General features: G+C 64.3%; 21 protein-coding genes. 13 read left to right on the top strand and 8 right to left on the bottom strand.

Features of this window, described 5'->3' with window-relative positions:
* Positions 1 to 92 precede the first annotated feature (92 nt).
* From frc to QA635_RS27425, 3 genes are all read right to left on the bottom strand, one after another.
* Positions 93 to 1,370, bottom strand: coding sequence for a formyl-CoA transferase (frc, locus tag QA635_RS27435; RefSeq protein ID WP_057020269.1), 1,278 nt, complete (start codon positions 1,368 to 1,370; stop codon positions 93 to 95).
* A 58-nt stretch (positions 1,371 to 1,428) separates the two neighbouring features.
* Positions 1,429 to 3,162, bottom strand: coding sequence for an oxalyl-CoA decarboxylase (gene oxc / locus QA635_RS27430; protein WP_283062524.1), 1,734 nt, complete (start codon positions 3,160 to 3,162; stop codon positions 1,429 to 1,431).
* A gap of 89 nt (positions 3,163 to 3,251) precedes the next feature.
* On the bottom strand, positions 3,252 to 3,947 hold the full coding sequence (locus tag QA635_RS27425; RefSeq protein ID WP_050387017.1) for a GntR family transcriptional regulator: 696 nt from the start codon (positions 3,945 to 3,947) through the stop codon (positions 3,252 to 3,254).
* Positions 3,948 to 4,164: 217 nt separating this feature from the next.
* Between QA635_RS27425 and QA635_RS27420 the strand changes: the two genes are divergently transcribed.
* From QA635_RS27420 to QA635_RS27395, 6 genes are all read left to right on the top strand, one after another.
* Positions 4,165 to 6,294 carry an acetate--CoA ligase family protein gene (locus QA635_RS27420; protein WP_283062520.1) on the top strand — a complete coding sequence of 710 codons (2,130 nt, stop codon included), beginning with the start codon at positions 4,165 to 4,167 and terminating at the stop codon, positions 6,292 to 6,294.
* A gap of 270 nt (positions 6,295 to 6,564) precedes the next feature.
* Positions 6,565 to 7,362 carry a sterol desaturase family protein gene (locus tag QA635_RS27415; protein ID WP_283071841.1) on the top strand — a complete coding sequence of 266 codons (798 nt, stop codon included), beginning with the start codon at positions 6,565 to 6,567 and terminating at the stop codon, positions 7,360 to 7,362.
* Entirely contained in the window at positions 7,349 to 7,726 is a 378-nt protein-coding gene (locus QA635_RS27410; RefSeq protein WP_283062519.1) for a hypothetical protein, read from the top strand. The genes QA635_RS27415 and QA635_RS27410 overlap by 14 nt, the downstream gene beginning before the upstream one ends.
* A gap of 12 nt (positions 7,727 to 7,738) precedes the next feature.
* Complete coding sequence (locus QA635_RS27405) at positions 7,739 to 7,936, top strand: hypothetical protein (protein ID WP_024579640.1); 198 nt, start codon at positions 7,739 to 7,741, stop codon at positions 7,934 to 7,936.
* Between the two features lie 40 nt (positions 7,937 to 7,976).
* Positions 7,977 to 8,285, top strand: a complete 309-nt coding sequence (locus QA635_RS27400) for a DUF6166 domain-containing protein (RefSeq protein ID WP_283062512.1) — start codon at positions 7,977 to 7,979, stop codon at positions 8,283 to 8,285.
* A 35-nt stretch (positions 8,286 to 8,320) separates the two neighbouring features.
* Complete coding sequence (locus QA635_RS27395) at positions 8,321 to 9,430, top strand: Zn-dependent alcohol dehydrogenase (RefSeq protein WP_283062510.1); 1,110 nt, start codon at positions 8,321 to 8,323, stop codon at positions 9,428 to 9,430.
* A gap of 6 nt (positions 9,431 to 9,436) precedes the next feature.
* Here QA635_RS27395 and QA635_RS27390 read toward each other — a convergent pair whose 3' ends face one another.
* Together QA635_RS27390 and QA635_RS27385 are read right to left on the bottom strand one after the other, a co-directional pair.
* Complete coding sequence (locus tag QA635_RS27390) at positions 9,437 to 10,195, bottom strand: GntR family transcriptional regulator (RefSeq protein WP_283062508.1); 759 nt, start codon at positions 10,193 to 10,195, stop codon at positions 9,437 to 9,439.
* A gap of 106 nt (positions 10,196 to 10,301) precedes the next feature.
* Positions 10,302 to 11,714, bottom strand: a complete 1,413-nt coding sequence (locus QA635_RS27385) for an MFS transporter (protein WP_283062506.1) — start codon at positions 11,712 to 11,714, stop codon at positions 10,302 to 10,304.
* A gap of 365 nt (positions 11,715 to 12,079) precedes the next feature.
* On the opposite strand from QA635_RS27385, the gene QA635_RS27380 reads away from it, so the two are divergent.
* From QA635_RS27380 to QA635_RS27360, 5 genes are all read left to right on the top strand, one after another.
* Positions 12,080 to 12,487, top strand: a complete 408-nt coding sequence (locus QA635_RS27380) for a hypothetical protein (RefSeq protein ID WP_283062504.1) — start codon at positions 12,080 to 12,082, stop codon at positions 12,485 to 12,487.
* 148 nt (positions 12,488 to 12,635) lie between these two features.
* Positions 12,636 to 13,415, top strand: a complete 780-nt coding sequence (locus QA635_RS27375; protein WP_283062502.1) for an NYN domain-containing protein — start codon at positions 12,636 to 12,638, stop codon at positions 13,413 to 13,415.
* 214 nt (positions 13,416 to 13,629) lie between these two features.
* Positions 13,630 to 14,019: a DUF1236 domain-containing protein gene (locus QA635_RS27370; RefSeq protein WP_283062500.1), complete on the top strand. Its 390-nt coding sequence runs from the start codon at positions 13,630 to 13,632 to the stop codon at positions 14,017 to 14,019.
* Between the two features lie 340 nt (positions 14,020 to 14,359).
* On the top strand, positions 14,360 to 15,421 hold the full coding sequence (locus QA635_RS27365) for a ketopantoate reductase family protein (protein WP_283062498.1): 1,062 nt from the start codon (positions 14,360 to 14,362) through the stop codon (positions 15,419 to 15,421).
* A gap of 129 nt (positions 15,422 to 15,550) precedes the next feature.
* Positions 15,551 to 16,309 carry a DUF5131 family protein gene (locus tag QA635_RS27360; RefSeq protein WP_283062496.1) on the top strand — a complete coding sequence of 253 codons (759 nt, stop codon included), beginning with the start codon at positions 15,551 to 15,553 and terminating at the stop codon, positions 16,307 to 16,309.
* Here QA635_RS27360 and QA635_RS27355 read toward each other — a convergent pair.
* From QA635_RS27355 to QA635_RS27345, 3 genes are all read right to left on the bottom strand, one after another.
* On the bottom strand, positions 16,286 to 17,110 hold the full coding sequence (locus QA635_RS27355; protein ID WP_283062494.1) for a three-Cys-motif partner protein TcmP: 825 nt from the start codon (positions 17,108 to 17,110) through the stop codon (positions 16,286 to 16,288). The genes QA635_RS27360 and QA635_RS27355 overlap by 24 nt on opposite strands.
* Positions 17,111 to 17,357: 247 nt before the next feature.
* A complete protein-coding gene (locus QA635_RS27350) occupies positions 17,358 to 17,960 on the bottom strand; it encodes a thiamine pyrophosphate-dependent enzyme (RefSeq protein WP_283062492.1) in 603 nt (200 codons plus the stop codon).
* An 8-nt stretch (positions 17,961 to 17,968) separates the two neighbouring features.
* Positions 17,969 to 18,520, bottom strand: a complete 552-nt coding sequence (locus tag QA635_RS27345) for a thiamine pyrophosphate-binding protein (protein WP_253609448.1) — start codon at positions 18,518 to 18,520, stop codon at positions 17,969 to 17,971.
* 186 nt (positions 18,521 to 18,706) lie between these two features.
* On the opposite strand from QA635_RS27345, the gene QA635_RS27340 reads away from it, so the two are divergent.
* Both QA635_RS27340 and QA635_RS27335 read left to right on the top strand, forming a co-directional pair.
* A complete protein-coding gene (locus tag QA635_RS27340) occupies positions 18,707 to 19,672 on the top strand; it encodes a Bug family tripartite tricarboxylate transporter substrate binding protein (RefSeq protein WP_283062489.1) in 966 nt (321 codons plus the stop codon).
* Between the two features lie 3 nt (positions 19,673 to 19,675).
* Positions 19,676 to 20,572 carry an amidohydrolase family protein gene (locus tag QA635_RS27335; protein WP_283062487.1) on the top strand — a complete coding sequence of 299 codons (897 nt, stop codon included), beginning with the start codon at positions 19,676 to 19,678 and terminating at the stop codon, positions 20,570 to 20,572.
* Positions 20,573 to 20,576 lie beyond the last annotated feature (4 nt).

The raw sequence follows: 20,576 nt of genomic DNA, 5'->3' as shown, positions 1-20,576 counted from the left end.
GATCTCGCCACGACGGCGGAACTGACGACCGGCCGGAACGAAAATGGCCGCGGTTGCCCGCGGCCATTCGTGTTTCTGCTTGAGCGCTGCCTTTACTCGGCCGCCTGCTTGCGCGGCGGGTCGAGCGCGCCGGAGTCGTGGATCTCGGCGACCTGGTGATCGGAGAAGCCGAGCACCTCGCGCAGGATCTCGTCGGTGTGCTCGCCGAGCAGCGGCGAGCGCTGAACGTCGCTCGGCGAATCCGACAGCTTGATCGGGTTGCCGACCGAGACGTACTTGCCGCGAGTCGGGTGATCGACCTCGACCACGGTGCCGGTCGCGCGCAGCGACTGGTCTTCCGCGATCTCCTTCATCGACAGGATCGGACCGCAGGGGATGTCGTCCTTGTTGAGGATCTCCATCGCCTCGAACTTGGTCTTGGTCATCGTCCACTGCTCGATGCGGGCGAAGATCTCGTTAAGGCGCGGCAGGCGGGCCGGCGGCTTGGCGTAGTTCGGATCGGTCTTCCAGGTCGGCTCGCCGATCACGTCGCAGATCTTCTCCCAGACCGGGGCCTGGGTGATGAAGTAGATGTAGGCGTTCGGGTCGGTCTCCCAGCCCTTGCACTTCAGGATGCGGCCGGGCTGGCCGCCGCCGGAATCGTTGCCGGCGCGCGGCACGGCATCGCCGAACGGAATGCCTTCGCCGAACTGGCTGTATTCCTTCAGCGGACCGTGGGCGAGGCGCTGCTGGTCGCGCAGCTTGACGCGGGCAAGGTTGAGCACGCCGTCCTGCATCGCGGCGGTGACGCGCTGGCCCTTGCCGGAGTGGGTGCGATGGTACAGCGCGGTGACGATGCCGAGCGCGAGATGCAACCCGGTGCCGCTGTCGCCGATCTGCGCGCCGGTGACCAGCGGCAGGCCGTCGCGGAAGCCGGTGGTCGAGGCGGCGCCGCCGGTGCACTGCGCGACGTTCTCGTAGACCTTGCAGTCTTCATACGGGCCCGGGCCGAAGCCCTTGATCGAGGCGACGATCATCTTCGGGTTGATGGCCTGGATCTTCTCCCAGGGGAAGCCCATGCGATCGAGCACGCCGGGGCCGAAGTTTTCGACCAGCACGTCGCACTGCTTGATCAGCGCGGTCAACACTTCCTTGCCCTTCGGGTTCTTGGTGTCGAGCGTGATCGAGCGTTTGTTGTGATTCAGCATGGTGAAATACAGGCTGTCCACGTTCGGGATGTCCTGCAGCTGGCCGCGCGTGATGTCGCCGACGCCGGGACGCTCGACCTTGATCACGTCGGCGCCGAACCAGGCCAGCAATTGCGTGCAGGTCGGACCCGACTGGACGTGGGTGAAATCGAGAATGCGAACGCCCTTCAGCGCCTTGGTCATAATGTTTGCTCCGTACTCTATATGCCCCTGCACCCGCAGGGAGTGATGGGGTTAGGGGTTACTTCTTCTTCTGCAGAACGCTCTGCGGATTGAGGTTGCCGATGCGGCCGCTCTCCGAGCCCGCCGCCGGATCGATCACCGCGTTGATCAGCGTCGGCTTGCCGGAATCCAGCGCCGCATTGACCGCGCGCTTCAACTCGTCCGGCGAGGTGGCGTTGACGCCGACGCCGCCGAAGGCTTCCATCATCTTGTCGTAGCGCGAGCCCTTGACGAACACGGTGGTCGCCGGATCGTCGCCGGCGCTGTTGACGTCGGTGCCGCGATAGATGCCGTCATTGTTGAAGATCACGACGCAGATCGGCAGCCTGTAGCGGCAGATGGTCTCGATCTCCATACCCGAGAACCCGAACGCGCTGTCGCCTTCGACCGCGAGCACGGGCAGGCCGGTCTCGACCGCAGCCGCGATCGAATAGCCCATGCCGATGCCCATCACGCCCCAGGTGCCGACGTCGAGCCGCTTGCGCGGCTTGTGCATGTCGACGACGCCGCGGGCGAGGTCGAGCGTGTTGGCGCCTTCGTTGACGAAGATGGTGTCCGGACGCTCCGCGATGATGGCGCGCAGCGCGCCGAGCGCGCCATGGTAATCCATCGGCGAAGCGTTGCTCATCAGCTTCGGCGCCATCTTGGCGACGTTGTCGTCGCGCTTCTTGGCGATGGTCGAGAGCCAGTCGGACGGCGCCGCGGTCCAGTTCGCGCCCATGGCGTCGAGGAACGCCGACACGCAGGAGCCGATATCGCCGACCACGGGGGCGACGATCTCGACGTTGGAATCCATTTCCTTGGGCTCGATGTCGACCTGGATGAACTTCTTCGGGGCTTCGCCCCAGGTCTTGCCCTTGCCATGCGAGAGCAGCCAGTTGAGGCGGGCGCCGATCAGCATCACGACGTCGGCTTCCTTCAGCACCGTCGAGCGCGCCGCACCGGCGCATTGCGGATGCAGATCGGGCAGCAGGCCCTTGGCCATGCTCATCGGCAGGAACGGCACGCCGCTCTTCTCGACGAAATTCTTGATCGCCTCGTCGGCCTGCGCGTAGGCCGCGCCCTTGCCGAGGATGATGAGCGGGCGTTTTGCGCTCTTCAGGACGTCCAGCGCGCGCTTGACCGAAGACGGCGAGGGGATCTGCTCGGGCGCGGCGTCGATCACCTTGACCAGCGACTTCTGACCGGCGTCGGCGTTCATCACCTGCGAGAACAGCTTTGCGGGCAGGTCGAGATAGACGCCGCCCGGACGGCCCGACACCGCGGCGCGGATCGCGCGCGCAAGGCCGATGCCGATGTCCTGGGCGTGCAGCACGCGGAACGCGGCCTTGCACAGCGGCTTGGCGATCGCGAGCTGGTCCATCTCTTCATAGTCGCCCTGCTGCAGGTCGACGATCTCGCGCTCGGACGAGCCCGAGACCAGGATCATCGGGAAGCAGTTGGTGGTGGCGTGGGCGAGCGCGGTGAGGCCGTTGAGGAACCCGGGTGCCGACACCGTCAGGCAGACGCCGGGCCGCTTGGTCAGGAAGCCGGCGATCGAGGCCGCATAGCCGGCATTCTGCTCGTGGCGGAACGAGAGCACGCGAATGCCCGCCGCCTGGGCCATGCGGCCCAGGTCCGTGATCGGGATACCCGGCACACCATAGATGGTGTCGATGCCGTTGAGCTTGAGCGCATCGATGACGAGATGGAAGCCATCGGTCAGTTCTTGCTCGGTGCCCGGTGCCTCGGACTTCGTAGCGGTGTTCAGCATCGGCATCGTCTCCCTGATCGTTCTTTGTTCGGACGATCTGATTGTCGTCTGAAGCGGGTGTGGACTCTCAAACTTAAGTGAACGGTTCTCTACGTGAATAACTCTTGGCCGTGCGCCTCGACATAGGCCGCAAGCCCAAGCGTGTGGTCGCGTGCGCGCTTCTCGGCAAGCTCGGTGTCGCGCGCTTCCAGCGCCTCGATGATCCCGAGATGCTCGGGCAGCGAGGTCGCGGTGCGGTCCTTGCGGCCGATCGTAAGCTGGCGATAGCCGCGCACATGCAGCAGCAGGTCATTGGTGAGGTCGACCAGAACAGGCGATTCCGACAGCGAGATCAGCGCCTGGTGGAAGGCGATGTTGGCCTTGGAATATTCCTCGACGTGATCCTGCGGCAGGCGATCGTCGCTGAAGTCCTTGAAGAAGTCGCGCAGCGCCGAGATGTCCTTCTTGCGCGCGGTGGTCGTGATCAGGCGCGCCGCCATGCTCTCCAGCGCCGCCCAGGCGCGGATCATGTCGACGATCTCCGCCTTGGTGCGGCGGACCACGACGATGCCGCGGCGCGGCACGGTTTTCACGAATCCGTCCTGCTCGAGCATCGCGATCGCTTCGCGGATCGGCGTGCGGCTGACGCCGAGGCGCTCGGACAGTGCGCGCTCGTCGAGCATCACCGGCTCCGGCGTCGCGTAGATGTCCATCTTCAGGATCGCTTCCTTCAAGGCCTCATAGGCCTTGTTCTTGAAGCTCGTCTCCGGCGCGATCCGGACGATGGCGATATCTGTGTCAGCCATGGTGGGCGACGCCTTGGTCTGTTTCGGTTCTGGCACGACTCGTCTCCTCCTCTTGGAGACGTCTTCTTAGCAGAAGAAATTACCTTAGATTTTTGGCATGCCAAATACCAGAATGTCAAGCTGCCTATATTTTTCGATCTTTTTGGACCTCGACCGACCTTGACAATTGCGTTTTTGGCATACCAAATGCCACGAAATCTGTCCCAGGAGGAAGCCAATGTCAAATTCGAAGGATGCGGTCCGCAAAATTCTCGATGCGGTCAGGGCCGACAAGCGCACGAGCCTCACCGCGCCTGAAGGCAAGGTGGTGTGCGACGCCTACGGCATTCCGGTGCCGAAAGAGGTGGTTGCCAGGTCGGCGGCCGAGGCCGCCCGCATCGCCTCCGACATGGGCTTCCCGGTCGTGATGAAGATCGTCTCGCCAGACATCCTCCACAAGACCGAGGCCGGCGGCGTGGTGGTCGGCGTCAAGAGCGCCGCCGAGGCCGAGAAGAGCTACGAGACGATTCTCGCCAACGCCAGGAAGTACAAGGCCGACGCCAAGATCGAGGGCATCCAGGTCCAGCAGATGCTGGGCGGCGGCACCGAGGTGATCGTCGGCTCGATCACCGACGGCTCGTTCGGCAAGCTGGTCGCCTTCGGTCTCGGCGGCGTGCTGGTCGAAATCCTCAAGGACATCACCTTCCGCCTCGCGCCCGCGACCAAGGACGATGCGCTGTCGATGCTCGACGGCATCCAGGCGCATGAGATGCTGAAGGGCGTGCGCGGCGGCGAGGCGGTCAATCGCGAGGCGCTCGCCGACGTCATCGTCAAGGTGTCGCAGCTGGTCAGCGATTTCCCCGAGATCGTCGAGCTCGACCTCAACCCGGTGTTCGCCACCAGCAAGAACGCGATCGCGGCCGACGTCCGCATCGTCGTCGACTTCAACTACAAGCCGCGCCCGGCGCCGCGTCCGACCGAAGAGATCGTCGCCGCGATGAACCGCATCATGCAGCCGAAGGGCGTTGCGGTGATCGGCGCCTCCGCCGAGGACGGCAAGATCGGCAACTCCGTGATGAAGAACCTCATCAACGGCGGCTACAAGGGCGAGATCTATCCGATCCATCCCAAGGCCGACGAAATCCTCGGCTACAAGGCCTACAAGAGCGTCAAGGACGTGCCCGGCGTGATCGACACGGCGGTGTTCGCGATCCCCGCGAAGTTCGTCGCCGGCGCGCTCGCCGAATGCGGCGAGAAGAAAATCCCCGGCGCGGTGCTGATTCCCTCGGGCTTTGCCGAGGCCGGCGCGCCGGAATTGCAGGCCGAGATCGTCGAGGTCGGCAAGAAATACAATATCCGCCTGATGGGGCCGAACATCTACGGCTTCTATTATACCCCGGCCAATCTGTGCGCCACGTTCTGCACCGCCTATGACGTCAAGGGCCACGCCGCGCTGTCGTCGCAGTCGGGCGGCATCGGCATGGCGATCATCGGCTTCTCGCGCTCGGCCAAGATGGGCGTGTCGGCGATCGTCGGCCTCGGCAACAAGTCCGACATCGACGAGGACGATCTGCTCGCCTTCTTCGAGCAGGATCCCAACACCAACCTGATCGCGCAGCACTGCGAGGACCTGAAGGACGGCCGCGCCTTCGCGGAAGCCGCCAAGCGCGTCTCCAAGAAGAAGCCGGTGGTCGTGCTCAAGGCCGGCCGCACTTCTGCGGGTGCGAAGGCGGCCTCGTCGCACACCGGCGCGCTCGCCGGCAACGACAAGATCTACGAGGACGTGTTCAAGCAGTCGGGCGTGATCCGTGCCCGCAGCCTGCGGCAGCTGCTCGAATTCGCCCGCGGCGTGCCGGTGCTGCCGACGCCGAAGGGCGAGAACGTGCTGATCATCACCGGCGCCGGCGGCTCCGGCGTGCTGCTCTCCGACTCCGTGGTCGACAACGGCTTGTCGCTGATGCAGATGCCGCCGGATCTCGATGCGGCGTTCCGCAAGTTCATCCCGCCGTTCGGCGCGGCCGGAAATCCTGTGGATATCACCGGCGGCGAGCCGCCGATCACCTACGTCAACACGGTCAAGCTCGGCCTGTCGGATGAGCGTATCCACGCGCTGATCCTCGGCTACTGGCACACCATCGTGACGCCGCCGATGGTGTTCGCGCGCAACATGGTCGAGGTGAAGAAGGAGATGGAGGCCAAGGGCTTCGTCAAGCCGATCGTCGCCTCGCTCGCCGGCGACGTCGAGGTCGAGGAAGCCGCCGAATATCTCTACCAGCACGGCATCCCGGCCTACGCCTATTCGACCGAACTGCCGGTCGAGGTGCTCGGCGCCAAGTACAAGTGGGCGCGCGGGGCGGGCCTGCTCTGATCTTCTGAATCTGTCGAATACCTCAGGCCGCCCCGGACACCGTCCGGGGCGGTCTTTTCGTTGGGCTGTCCCATCTGCAATGGGCCGCCGAGACGAGCGGGAAGGGCGCGGTCAGCCCGATCGCGCGAAACCAAGCCAGGCTTTCTGATCCTCCTGCGCGGGTTCCGCGCACCATCTTCTTTTCCGGACCCGCGCGCGGCTGACGAAGCTTGCCTTCCACATCTGATGTGCTACTGATATATCAGATCAGGAATGACGGAGGGACCCGCGATGGAGTTGGCTGCAACAGGGATGACCGACCGCCAGCGCAAATATCGCGCGACCTACCGCGAGCGCGTGGTGGGCTGGTACAATGGCTGGCTGCACGTCGTGCTGATCTACACGATCGGCTTCACGGCGCTGTACGTCTATCTGGCCAATGTGCACGACGTGAAATGGTGGGAATACCTCACCATTCCCGTGGTCTTCCTGATCGCAAACTTCTTCGAATGGGCGGTGCACCGCTTCGTCATGCACCGGCCCTCGAATGTGCCCTTGCTGCGCGCGGTCTACAGCCGCCACACCCTGATGCACCATCAATTCTTCACCGAGGAGGAGATGCGCTTTGCCGATCATCACGACTGGCGCGTCACTTTCTTTCCGCCCTATGCGCTCGTGGTGTTCACCCTGATGTCGATCCTGCCGGCGATCGTCGCGGGCCTTGTGATCTCGGCCAACACCGGCTGGCTGCTGATCACCACGACGACCTCGATGTACCTGATCTACGAGTTCATGCACTTCTGCTGCCACGTCGAGGAAAATGCCTTCGTACGCAACATGCCCTTCGTCAACACCATCCGCCGGCATCATACCGCCCATCACAACCAGTCGATCATGATGGAGCGAAACATGAACCTGACCTTCCCGGTGATGGACTATGTGTTCGGCACCTCCGACCTCAATCGCGGCCTGCTCGGCCACATCTTCAACGGCTACAGCACGCGCTACGTGAAGACCGACATGCGCCGGACGGCGCGGACGCCGCGGGTCGTGGCGAAGGAGCAATCGGTGCCACATGCCGCAGCTTGAACCCAATCTCGCAGGCCTCGCCTGGTTCGGTCTGCTGTGGAGCGTGTGCTGCATCGGCTTCTTGCAGCTGGCCGGCATGTACCCGCTGCGCGGGCGCGCCGTTCTGCCGGTGACGATGACGACCATCGTGTGGGTGATGCTGCTCGCCGGCACGCTGGCATTCGCGCTGGCCGAATTGCGCTGGACCACAATTGTTGTCGTCGGCGGCGTGCTGTTCTTGTTCTTGCCCGGGTTGTTTCAGGCGCTGCCGGAATCGTGGCGCGACGGACGGGCGGGATTGCGGCTGTCCTGTTGCGCCATGATCGTAGCGCTCGCGCTGCTGGTCCGCGTGGCGGCGCCGTCGTTTCACAACTGGATGACGTGAAGGGAGGTCTCGATGCCAAGCCACATCAAACTCATGCTGTCGCTGGCGTGCCTCGCCACGGCGGCCTGCGGATACTTTTTCATGGTCTATCTGGGACAGCAGGGACCGAGCTATGCGGTCGCCTTCCTCGGCGTGTTCGCCACCGTCGCGATGTGGATCTTCCCCGAGGTCGTCAAGAAGGACCTCAAGATGCGTCCGCCGGGATCCTGACCGAGCTCCTGATATGATGCTGCAGCACAGGGAGGATCCGATGGCGAGCTATACCGGGGACCGCACCATCGACGGCATTTCGGTGCTGGTCGACGGCAAGCCGCTGTCACCGCATTACGACCAGCTTCGTCTCACCGAACACGGCTTTGAATGGAGCTACGAGGGGCCCGAGCCGGCACAACTGGCCTTCGCGCTGCTCTATGACCATCTGCACGATGCCGCTGCCGCGAAAGCGTTGCACGAGAGTTTCATGCGGCGCGTCGTCGCCAATTTCGACAATGAATGGGAGCTCTCCTCGGCCGATCTCGACGAGGCGGTCGCGGCGCTGCGCTCCGGACAGAGGGCCTGAGCCCGTGCTGATGTCCCCGGCAGAGAATTCTTGAGATGACCCTGACCTGTCGCGCGGCGGTGCTGCATCAAAGCGGAACGCCGCTCTCCGTCGAGCGCATATCGCTTGCGCAGCCCATGCCGACCGATGTCGTGGTGAAGGTGCGCGCTGCGGGGCTCTGCCACACCGATCTCGAAGTCATCGACGGATCGCTGCGCTATCCCCTGCCAATGATCCTCGGGCACGAGGCGGCCGGCGTGGTCGAGGAAATCGGCAGCGCGGTGCGCGACATCAGGGTCGGCGATCACGTCATCCTGTCCTGGAATCCGCATTGCGGGCACTGCTTTCACTGCGACCGCGCGCAGCCGATCCTGTGCGAGACCTATCTCGCGCAGGGCGCCGAAGGCGTGCATTTCGACGGCGCGTCGAAGGCGCGGCTCGCGGACGGCCGCAAGCTGGCGCACCTGATGTTCCTCGGCGCGTTCTCGGAATATGTCGTGCTGCCGGCCCAGCAGGCGATCGTCGTGCCAAACGACATCCCGTTCGACCGCGCGTGCCTGATCGGCTGCGGCGTCATGACCGGCGTCGGCGCCGCGCTGAACGTCGCCGCCATCGGTCACGGCGATACCGTGATGGTTACAGGCTGCGGCGCGGTCGGGCTGGCGGCGGTGCAGGGCGCCAGGCTTGCCGGCGCCGGTGCTGTTATCGCGGTCGACCTCGATGATGCAAAGCTGGCGCTGGCGCGGCAGCTCGGCGCCACGCACGTCGTCAACGCGGCGCGCGAGGACCCGGTCCAGTTCGCAAAGCAGGCGACGGGCGGCCGCGGCGCCGACGTCATCCTTGAAGCGGCGGGCCATCCCAACGCGTTTCGGCAGACCGCGGAGGCGGTACGGCCGGGCGGCGAGGTGATCTGGCTCGGCAAGATCGACGTCACGCGGGACGTGAGTTTTCGCTGGGGCGCGTTGATGGGCGAGAAGCGATTTCGCCGTTCGAGCTATGGCGGCGCGCGGCCACGACGCGACTTTCCCTTTCTGGCGCAGGCCTATCTGGACGGCCGGCTCAAGCTCGACGAACTGATCACCGGCCGCTGCAGCCTCGACGGCATCAATGACGGCTTCGAGGCGCTGCGGCAAGGACGTTCGATCCGCACGGTGGTCGAGCTCTGAGAGCCGTTACAGCGTCGAACGCGCAAAACTTTCGATGTAGTCGATCAGGCTGTCGGAGGCCGCGCCCGCGGCGTCGACGCGGCGCTCGGCGATGGCTTCGGCGACGTCGGCATGCAGCCGCGCCGCGAGCGGCAGATCGGCCGCTTCCTTGTAATGCTGGTACCAGAACCGGCGCGACAGGCCATGCATCAGGCCCATGGCGCGGGAGGCGAACTCGTTGCGCGACGCCGCGGAGATCAGTGAGTTGAACTGGTGATCCAGCCGCATGAACAGCAGATCGTCGGATTTCTCCGCCGCGCGCCGCATGCCGGCGGCGATCTCGGAGAACTGCGTGCGCTGCTCGCTGGTGGCGCGCTCGGCGGCGCCGCGCGCCATCAGCCGTTCCAGCTCGCGCCGGACTTCGAGCAGGCGCAACTGGGCCCTGAGGTCGATCTCGGACACCAGCACGCCGCGGCGGGCCAGGATGTTGACGAGACCGTCGCGCGACAGGCGCTGCAAGGCTTCGCGGATCGGGGTTCGGCCGATGTCGAGCCGCTTGGCGAGCACCAGCTCGGACAGCGCGGTGCCCGGCGGCAGTTGCAGCGTCACGATCAGCTCTTCCAGCTCGGCATAGGCGCGATCGGTGAGCGTGACGTCGCTTTGCGGGAGCGGGGCCGGCGCGGAACCGCGCGGCTTGTCGCCGGCGGCGGACGATTGCCGTGCCGGCCGGCGGCTCCCTGCTGTGCGCGCGCGCACCGTGCTGGATCGTTTGCTCGAATGTACCATCAGGATCGTGAGTGCTGCTGTACAGCAGATATCTCACACGCCCGATGGCAATGACAAGGCCGGTCGATCGGCGCCGCGCCGAATCGGACGGCGCGCCGCGCGCCCATCAGTGCGAAATGCTTTCCAGCGTCCGGCCGCGGGTTTCCTCGCCGAGCAACAGCACCGCGAGCGCCGCCACCACGAACGCGCCGGCGCCGAGCGCAAACACGCCGCCTTGTCCGGCCGCCGGCAGGATCACGCCGATCACATAGGGGCCGATCAGCGAACCGATTCGGCCGACCGCGGAGGCAAAGCCCGTTCCGGTCGCGCGGACATGGGTCGGGTACAGTTCGGGCGTATAGGCGTAGAGCGCCGACCACATGCCGAACAGGAAGAATTGCATGCAGAGGCCGGCAATGATGAGCTGGGTCTGGTCCGCCGCCGAGCCGTAGAAATGGCAGGCGATCGCGCCGCAGAGCAGGTTCATCACCAGCGTCGCCTTGCGGCCCCAGGATTCGACGAGCCACGCCGAGACCAGGAAGCCGGGGATCCCCGCGAGCGAGATCAGGATGGTGTAGAACACCGATTTGGTGATCGGGAAGCCCTTGGCCTGCAGCAGCGCGCCGAGCCAGGTAGTCAGGCCGTAGAAGCCGAGCAGCGCGAAGAACCACAGGGTCCACAACATCGTGGTCCGCTTGGCATAGATGCCCGAAAACAGCGTTCTCAGGCCGGTCACTTCGGACGCGGGGGCGGCCACCTGGCGCACCACCGGCGGCAGTTCCTTGCCGCCGAGACGGTCGCGGACCCTGCTTTCGATATTGCGCACCGTGGCCTCGGCCCGCTCCGAATAGCCGTGCGAGGCGAGCCAGCGCGGCGATTCCGGAACGTAGCGGCGCACCACAAGCACGAACACGGCCGGGATCGCCTGCAGGATGAAGACCCAGCGCCAGTCGGCGACCTGCAGCACGAAGTAGGTCAGCAGGCCCGACGCGATGAAGCCAAGCGGCCAGAATCCTTCGAGGAACGCGATGTAGCGGCCGCGGTTGCGCGCCGGCATGATCTCCGAGACCATCGACTGCGCGACCGGAAACTCCATGCCCATGCCGAAGCCGAGCAGAAGGCGGGACGCGCCGAGCGCAGTCGCCGTCGTCGAGAGACCGCAGCACAGGCTGCCCAAGCCCCAGAAGATCATGCTGACCTGGAAGACGCGGGCGCGGCCGAAACGGTCGGCGAGCAGGCCGGCGGACGCGGCGCCCACGAACATGCCGAGGAAGCTCATGCTGGACAGCAGCCCGGCTTCCGCCGTCGACAGGCCGAAGGTCTGGCGGATCGAACCGAGCACGAAGGTGAGCGCGGCCAGGTCCATGCTGTCGAAGAACCATGCTGTCGCGATGATTCCGAAGATCCAGCGCTGATATGAGGTCAGCGGCAGGCGTTCGAGCCGCGCCGCGATATCGGCGACCTGCTGCGCCTGCGCGGTTCGCGCAACGGTGGCCGGAGCCCGGCTTCCGGCTGCTGCGGTGACGTCGGAAATGGTCATTGCTGCCTCCCCAAGTAGAGATTGATGGGCTCTTGTCGGCCCCTTTTAATAAAATGTCACACGGATAGCAGTGATATGTCAATTGCTGATCACGCGCGAATTGGCGGCGCGAACCGGGCTGCGGCACCGGACGGGGCCGCGGACACATCGGCGCGTAGCGCGGTCCTCCCGTGATCCGGCCGACCATCCCTGCCGCGTCGGGCATCCTGTGAAGCGGCATCAAGAGCCGGTTAACGGCATCCGAGAAATCGGGGGCTAACGGATAATCCGGCTTTAATGGGGAGCCGACTAAACGTCACGTGGTTACAAGGTGCCGGATGCCTGGAGGTATCCGATGTTGCGTCGGGCGGAGGCGTTTTCCCCATATGTCAGTTCAGGCCGATCTGGATTTTGCGAGCGACGATCGCGCGAGGGCGCAGATCGGCGCGGCGGTGAACTATCTGCTCAGGGACGCGACCGGCGTCGCGCGTGAGCATGCCGTCGAGACGATTGTCGAGATGGTGCGCGACATCGCAAGCCGGCCGCCCACTATCGAAGCGGCATCGATTCAGCCGCTGATGAGCGGTGTCGCCTATCGGGATTTTGTCATCGATGCCTACCGGCGCGACGTCGATCGCTGGCGCGCGACCATCCGCCGTTCGAACGGCAAGAAGATCCGGATCGCTTCGCCGCCGTCGGTGCGCGACGAGGCGACGACCACAGCGGATGCGATCACCGCCGAGAAGGCCATCGAGTTCGCCAGGCGGGCGATCGACTTGGGCGAGGTGATCTGACCTCGCCGCCTCAAGGCTGGCATCGCCGCGACGTCTTGGCGATGCCGCCTATGCTTGGGACGCGCGATGTGCTCCGATACGGCAGCTGCGCCGGTTCCGCAGCTGTCTGCGGAATTGTCCATTCATCCTGTCCCAGCCGAGAAATGCCATGCCTTCCGAACTCCGTTCGCCGCGTCTGGCTGTCCTGATCGACGCCGACAACGCATCTGCAAAGATCGCCGATGGGCTGTTCGAGGAGATCGCCAAGATCGGCGAGGCCAGTGTGCGCCGCATCTACGGCGACTTCTCCAATCCCAGGTCCAAGGGCTGGGCCGACATCCTGTCGAAGCACGCCATCATTCCGCAGCAGCAATTTGCCTATACGACCGGGAAGAATGCATCCGACATCACCTTGGTGATCGACGCCATGGACCTGCTGCACAGCGGACGGTTCGACGGCTTCTGCCTGGTGTCGTCGGACAGCGATTTCACCCGGCTTGCCGCCCGCATCCGCGAGCACGGCATCGACGTGTTCGGGTTCGGCGAGCAGAAGACGCCGGAGAGTTTTCGGCAGGCCTGCCGCCGGTTCGTCTATACCGAGAATCTGCGCGGCGGCGCGCCGAGCAATCAGGATGCCGCCGTGCGGGCCCAGCCGTTGCAGCCGCCGGAGGCCGCCACGCCGATCATCAAGAAGGTCATCAGCCAGATGGCGAGCGAGGACGGCTGGGTCACGCTTGGCGAGGTCGGACGGCAGCTGGCCAATTTCGCGTCGGATTTCGATCAGAGGACCTATGGCTTCCGCACCCTCGGCGAGCTGGTGCGCAGGACCAACGCTTTCGAGATCGAGTCGAAGGGCGGGACGATGCGAATCCGCATCAAGCCAGCGGCGGCACCGCCGCCGAGACGGCGAGCTCCGAGGCGGCGAGCCGATCAAAGGCCGCCGGATTGAACGGCACGCCGCGCGGTCTGTTCTGCACGATCTCTGAATCTGAACCCTGGATGAATGCTGCTTCGAAGGTTGTTCGGAGCAGCATTTTCGTTCGTACCGGAATCAAGCGAATTGCGCGCGGAACTGGAGTTGCGCGGGTTGCAGCGTTGGAACTGGAACGTTCTCGTTGCTTGCGATGTTGAGGGGGCATCGATCAATTCGGAGGAGGAGAATCATGAACAAGCGTTTTGCTGTGTCCCTTGTCGCTGCTGCGTCGCTGCTCGCGTCCGGTTCGGCCTTCGCGCAGTCCACGACTGCGGCGGGCGCCGCGAACGGCGCGCGGGCCGGTGGCGAAATCGCGGGCCCTGTCGGCGAGATCGTCGGCGGCACGTTGGGTGCCGCGGTCGGCGCCGGCCTCGAGATCCCGAATGCGGTGATCACCTCGATCCCGCGCAGCGAGCCGTCGGTGGTGGTGCGTGAACGCGTCGTCGTCGGCGAGCCGCTGCCCGACACCGTCGTGCTGCGCCCGGTGCCGCGCTACACCGAGTATCGCTACGCGGTCGTCAACGACCGCCGCGTGATCGTGGAGCCTCGTACCCGCCGGATCGTCAAGATCATCGACTGATCGCGTGATCGCGCCTGTTCCATCGTCATTGCGAGGAGCTCGCGACAAAATTGCAAGCAATTTTGCGCTGAAGCGACCAAGCAATCCATCGCGCCGCGTATGCTGAAGCATGGATTGCTTCGCTTCGCTCGCAATGACGGAAGTAAGGAAATGACATCCTCGCGGGCCCATCGCCCGCGGGGATTTTCTTGGTCCGATTTTCTTGGGTCCCATGAATACCGGCATGGCACCGCCCAGCTTTTTTCATGAAGCGACCGGTTGGCCTGACGCCGCAATCCCCTAAACTGATCCGCAACGGATGGACGCAGCCAGCGTTCGTCTCAATCAAGGGGATGGAAGCATGGGTCGGAAGATCGCGATCGTCGGTGCGGGTGCGGTCGGCGGCTACGCCGGTGCGCATATGGTGCAGGCGGGGGAGGACGTCACCTTCATCGATCCCTGGCCCGCGCATGTCGAGCACATGCGCAAGCACGGACTGCGCGTCACGCACGCGATGGACGTCGCGGAATTCTCGGTGCCGGTGCGCGCGCTTGATGTCACCGACGCGCAGCAGCTGGCGAAAGAGAAACCGGTCGACGTCGCCTTCGTCTGCATGAAGTCCTACGACACCGCCTGGGCCACCATGCTGATCCGGCAATATCTGGCGGCGGACGGCTACGTCGTTTCGCTGCAGAACTGCATGAACGAGGAGACCATCGCCGGCATCGTCGGCTGGGGCAAGACGCTCGGCTGCATCGCAAGCAGCATCACCGTCAATCTGCCCGAGCCCGGCCACATCCACCGCGGCGCCGGCAAGGGCGGCGCAGCGCACACCGTGTTTCGCGCCGGCGAGGTGCATGGCCGCATCACCGCGCGGGCGGAGGAAGTCTGCCGCCTGGTCGGTTATTCCGACAGCGCCAAGGTCACCTCCAATCTCTGGGGCGAGCGTTGGTCCAAGCTCGTCGCCAACGTGATGGGCAACGGGCTCTCGGCCTGCACTGGTCTAACGGGCGGCGAAGTGCTGCAAAGCGAACCGCTGCGCCGCTTCTCGACGCGGCTTGGCAGCGAGGCGATCCGCGTCGGCCAGGCGCAGGGCTATCAGTTGGAGGAGATCCTGCACCTGCCCCCCGAGACCATCGCGCGCGCCGGCGAGGGCGACGAGGCCGCGACACGCGCTTGCGACGAGCAGCGCTTCAAGGATGCCAAGCGCACCTCATCGGCGCAGCGCCCCTCGATGGGCCAGGACATGCAGAAGGGCCGCCGCACCGAGATCGAATTCCTCAACGGCCTCGTGGTCCGCGAAGGCGAGAAGCTCGGCATCACCTGCGCGGCGAATGCCGCGCTGACCGACATCGTCAAGTGCGTCGAACGCGGCGAGCTCGCGCCGGATCCCCGGCACATCACGGAGCTGAGGTTGAATTGATGATGGTTTCTCGTTTAGGTGACTGCAAGTAAAATCATATAGATAGATATGCTTATTTAGAACAAATATAGAACATTTAGGGTTGATTTACCGGCCCATGTCAGGATATTTTTCACATAGGAGAAGCGCATGGCCGAGACCACAATCGAGTGGACTGATGCGACTTGGAACCCGGTCGCCGGATGCACAATCCTTTCGCCAGGATGTACCAACTGCTACGCGATGCGAATGGCCGCTCGCCTCGAGGCTATGGGTGTCGAAAAGTACCGTGGGCTCACTCGAAAGACCGGTGGCCGGGCAAAGTGGACCGGCAAGCTATACTTGGACCGGAAGTCTCTCGAAGCGCCGAGAGCTTGGCGGAAGCCGCGCCAAATCTTCGTCAACTCCATGTCGGACTTGTTCCACGCGGATGTGCCCGCAACCTTCGTGGCTGACGTTTGGTCGACGATGCAGGAGACGCCGCATCATACCTACCAAATCCTGACCAAACGGCCGGACCGGATGGCCGAATTGACCACAGCGCTGCCGGTCCTGCGCAATGTCTGGCTCGGCACCAGCGTTGAAAGTGCCGACTATCTCGATCGCATTGTTGATCTGCGCCGCGTACGTGCAGCAGTGAGGTTCATCTCATTTGAACCGTTGATAGGCTCGGTTGCGGTTGCCGATCTTAGTGGCATTCATTGGGCGATCGTCGGCGGCGAGAGTGGGCCCGGTGCACGTCCGATGAAACGGGCATGGGTCGACGAGATCGAGGCTGCCTGTCGCAGGCACGGCACCGCCTTCTTCTTCAAGCAATGGGGCGGGAGAAACAAGAAGGCGGCAGGGCGCGAGTTGAATGGCAAGACTTACGATGAAATGCCCGTCCTAGAGGAAGCTGCGCTGTCCTGAGTTGTTAGAGGCGGTCTTCCAGAATTTGTGCGCTAGATCGTGCTTGGCGACGAGAGTTAGCCAGTATAGGTGCTGACCACCTTCCCCCGTTATTAGTTGCATGTCCGCCGAAGTAGAAATTCCGAGTTCGGCGACTTTTCGGCGCCAATATTCGAAGACTTCGCGACGGATCGCGGGATGGCGTTGATTCAGGTTGACAGCGGACCTCCAGCCAGGAGCAAAATTGTCAAACGCTGACTGTTGAGCCTTGATGTTCATTCCAGTATTGCGCTGAAGATCCATCTTGCTGATATGGACAAGCATATCGATATATCGAAGGCCGGCGAACGCCTTCATTACTTCGAACTCGAAAGCACCCAGATTGTAGGGATCAACGAACACGAAGTTGAGCCCGCTCAAGCCGAGCAATGAACGAGCTTCGCGAACTGCCTGGACGGCAGTCCCTCTTAGTTCAACGACGGGTGCTCCAGCTCTTGTCAAGCGTTCGATGGCGAGTGATCTTCGGTGCTCATCCGCGTCGCCAACATAAACAGTACTGAATGGTGCTTTGGACGCGAGGCTCGCCTTCCACGCGGCTACGCAACTACCATCGATGTATTCGTTCGTTCGCCTTACCCTGGATCGTCCGGGACCACAGAAAAGCTCGACGTAGGCCGCGCCACCTTTTCCTGGGCCTAACCACTTCTTACGCACTGCGCGCGATATCTCGATGTAGCGACATAGAGAGGCGATTTTGTCTTTCGCCCATCGCCCGACTTCCTCTACTTGGAGGCCGTCATCTCCTTTGACGAGTTCACCCATGATGTCAGCCGCGGTCGCCGTCAGCGAAAATCAATAGCCGACGCTGAGCGGTGCGTTCGGACTGTAGTCAACGCTACCCGTGTGGTGCCGCACAAAACCGCTGCGGCGGATGCCGCGTCAAATAATATGCTCATTGAAAGCCCCAGCTTCACGGTGAGCTAACCGCAACTAGAGCGCGAGAGCAACTATACTTTAGCGAGTTTGGCGGCCATGCGGTTGCGCGGCGGCTTCTATTATCGCATCCGCTCTACAGCAGCTGCCGTACCCCCATCCCGTTCATGAATCGCTCGCGGATCTGCACGGGATCGCGCCTTGTCGTGCCGGTGCCGGGCTTGTCGTCGATGCGGACGCCGATCAGGGTCGGGCCGGAGGCCTGTTTCGACTGTTCGATCAGCCGCTCGAAATCGTCCTCGTCGGCGGCCCATGAGCTGCTCGCGATGCCGCTGGCGATTGCGACCTGGACGATATCGGTATGGCCGGCGGCCGGCGTCGGCTGCGCGCCCGTGATCTGGTAGATACCGTTGTCCATCACCACCATGGTGAGATTCTTCGGTGCCAGTGTCGCGATGGTCGAGAGACAGCCGAGCTGCATCAGCAGCGAGCCGTCGCCTTCGAGCGCGAACACGCGCCGATTCGGCTGCGCCAGCGCGACGCCGAGCGCGATCGGAAACGCTAGGCCCATGCTGCCCAGCATGTAGAAATTCTGCGGGCGATGGCCGGCGGCCCAGAGGTCGAAATTGGTGTTGCCGATGCCGCCGATCACGGCCTCGTCCTTGAGCCCGGCGACGAGGCGCTGGGTGAGCTCGAAGCGGTTCATCACCTTGGTGTTGCGCGCGGGGGTGCTGGTCATGGCTGATCTCACTTGTCGAAGGTCTTGCCGCCGGTCAGCAGCGGCGAGAGGATCAGTGCCACCGGCGCCTGGGTGGTGACGGCCTGCTTGATCGAGCGGTCGGCAATGAATTCGAGCTCGTCGAGCCGGGTGATGGTGTGATGCTCCATGGCGAGCGAATCCAGCACCGGGCGCATGGTGCGGCAGACCAGCGCCTGGCCGTAATTGAACTCGCCGAGCGTGCCGCGCTCGGAGACGAACATGATCAGCGGGATCTGGTAGGGCACCGCGAGCGAGGCCAGCACATTGGCCAGCGTGGCAAAGCCCGAGGTCTGCATCAGCACCGCGCCGCGGGTGCCCGCCATCCAGGCGCCGGAGACGATGCCGACCGCTTCTTCCTCGCGCGCGGTCGGAAACGTCGTGAAATAGGGATCGGCGTGCAGGTCCTTGATCAGCGTGGTCAGCACCCGGTCGGGCACATAGGGCACCAGCTTGATCTCGTTCCGCTTCAGCGTCTGCAGCACGATGCCGTGCCAGCTGGTCGCTGACTTCTGGGACGAGGCTTGTTCCGCGGCCGCCATCCTGTTCTCCCTGCTCGCGCGACGCTATGGCCGCTTGCCGCACGAAACTTGACGCGGTGCCTGCGATTGTCAACATGTCGCGGCCGCAACGCGATCTGCGGAATTCGGCCATCGCAGCGCCGAACCGACGTGCGATACAGGCGTAACGAAAAAGGGACGGTAGCGATCAAGGGACGGGAGGCGTCGATGGCCGGATGGGTCTGGCGGACCGCCATTGCGGCAGCGGCCATTTTTGTGGCCGGCCTTGCGTCCGCGCAGCCGTTCCCGGCCAAGGCCGTTCATATTCTCGTGCCATATCCGCCCGGCGGCGGCGTCGATGTGCTGACGCGCACGCTCGCCGAAGCGGTGTCGAAGACCTGGACGCAGTCGATCGTGGTCGAGAACCGGCCCGGCGCCGGCGGGGTGATCGCCTCGCAGGCGATCGCGACCTCCGCGCCCGACGGTTACAATCTGATCATGGTGGCGAGCGGCCACGCCACCAATCCGTTCCTTTATCCAAAGCTGCCCTACGACACCTTCAAGGATTTCTCGCCGATCTCGCTCTTGGCGTCGTCGCCGAACGTGCTGCTGGTGCGCGCGGATTCGCCGTTCAAATCGGTCGCCGACGTCATCGCTGCGGCGAAGGCGAAGCCCGGCAGCCTGTCCTTCGCCCATGCCGGCAACGGCACCTCGACCCATCTGGCCGGCGAGCTGCTCAACAATCTCGCCAAGATCGAGATCAGTGCGATCCCCTACAAGGGCGGTGCGCCCGCGATCAACGATCTGCTCGGCGGGCAAATTCCGCTGTCGTTCAACAACGGTCCGGAATCGGTCGGACAGCTGCAGGCCGGCACGGTTCGCGCGCTGGCGGTGACGACGGGCTCGCGTGCGCCGTTCCTGCCTGACGTGCCCAGCATGTCGGAGACCGTGCCGGGCTACGACACCGAGGTGTGGTGGGGGTTGCTCGGGCCCGGCAACATTCCGGCCGACCTCGTCGCGAAGATCTCGCATGATTTCGTCGCGGCGGTGAACACCGATGCCGTGAAGGAGCGGCTCGGCAAGCTCGGTGCGATTCCGATCGGCTCCACGCCGGACAAGTTCGCCGCCAAGATCAAGGCCGACTATGACAAATGGGGGCCGATCATCAAGGCCGCCGGCATGAAGGCGGAATAGAACATGGCCGCGTCAGAGATTCCCGCCTGCCTGCTGCCGCGTCCGGTGACGCCGCCCAGAGACAAGCTGCCGCCGAAGGCCTGTGATACGCATGCGCATGTGTTCGGTCCGGCCGACCGCTTCCCCTATGCCGGCGATCGCAGCTACACGCCGCCGGACGCGCCGCTGCAAACATATCTCGGCATGCTCGATGCACTCGGTTTCGCCCGCGGCGTGCTGGTGCAGGGCAGCGCGCACGGCCACGACAATTCGGCGATGCTGGATGCGTTGCAGCGTGAGCCCGCGCGGCTGCGCGGCGTCGCGGTGGCCGATGCCGATGTGGCGGCGGGCACGCTGCGGCAATGGCACGTGCTCGGCGTCCGCGGTCTGCGCTTCAACCATTTCTTCCGCGGCGGGCAGTTGCACTATCGCGGCGGCATTCCCTTGAACGTTGCCGAGACGCACGCGGGCGTGATGGCAGAACTCGGCTGGCATCTGCAGCTCTGGATCGACGTGAAGGATTTGCCTGACACGATCCCGACGCTGAAGGCGCTCGGGTTGCCGGTCGTGGTCGATCACATGGGCCGCACCGATGCTGCCGCCGGCATCAACACCGCGGGCTTTCAGAGCCTGCTGCGCGCGGTGGGCGAAGGCTGGTGCTGGGCCAAGCTCTCGGGCGCGCATCGCCTGAGCCAGCGGGCGCCCGATTATCCGGATGCGCGGCCGTTCCACGAGGCGCTGGTCGCGGCCAATCCTGAACGGCTGGTGTGGGGCGGCGACTGGCCGCATCCGCGGGTCGAAGGCGAAATGCCCGACGCCGGCCATCTGCTGACGCTGTTCCAGGAATGGACGCCGGATGCGGCGACCCGGCACCGTATCCTCGTCGACAATCCCGCACGACTCTATGGCTTCCCAAACTGAAAGC

It is taken from the genome of Bradyrhizobium brasilense (genome assembly GCF_029714345.1).
GTDB lineage: Bacteria > Pseudomonadota > Alphaproteobacteria > Rhizobiales > Xanthobacteraceae > Bradyrhizobium > Bradyrhizobium australafricanum.
Note: the sequence above shows the minus strand (reverse complement) of the source record. Positions and strands in the feature narration are given on the sequence as shown.